Annotated in this window: 1 pseudogene; it reads left to right on the top strand. The window is 70.9% G+C overall.

The window, feature by feature from the left end:
• Positions 1-508: pseudogene (locus MKK88_RS14800) on the top strand (hypothetical protein); the annotation flags it as partial.
• Between the last annotated feature and the right edge of the window lie 151 nt (positions 509-659).

Genomic DNA, 659 nt, shown 5'->3' with positions numbered 1-659 from the left:
CCGCCCGACGGGCGAGGACGTGGCCATCGTCGTCGTGATGCCCGACGGCGAGTCCGTCCCCATGACGAGCGACGAGTACCGGGAGCGGTCGGAGCACAGAGTGGAGCATGTCGCCCCGCCCGGCAGGCGGGTCGAGGGACTTGCCTTAGTCCTCGACCCTGAGGGCGAGCGCGCCATACGGGAAGCCGCTGCAGACCCCGGGCCGTACGACCCGCGCATCATGGGGTACTCCGAGCGGCCCATTGTCGTCGACCCTCGCGCCGAAGCCGTTCGCGATCTCGTCGAGTCCAAGCGCCTTGTTGCCCGGGCCGAAGCCATTCTCGGGACGGAAGCCGTCGACGAGGTCCTGTGCTGGCTGCAGGAGATGACGGAGCCCCCGGCCCAGGCCGAGAAGGCGCTACTCTTCAGGCCGCAGAAACGGACCGACGGGATCGAGGTCTCGGACGATCCGCTGATCGACGCCCGTGTGCAGGCCTACGCGGTCTCGTTCAGCAGGCGCTCGCAGTAACCGATTAGCCGGTGGTGCCCGCCGCCGGTGCCGAGGGCGGCTTCGCGCCACCTTTCGGTGCCGTGTCGGTCGCGGTGCGAGCCCCGTCCCGGGTGGCGCCGGTGCCGGTCAGGCCGCCGGCGCCCATGCTGGTCGTGGGCGCGTCGTCCTT

This window comes from Methylobacterium sp. E-005, assembly GCF_022829725.1.
Lineage (GTDB): Bacteria > Pseudomonadota > Alphaproteobacteria > Rhizobiales > Beijerinckiaceae > Methylobacterium.
Note: the sequence above shows the minus strand (reverse complement) of the source record. Positions and strands in the feature narration are given on the sequence as shown.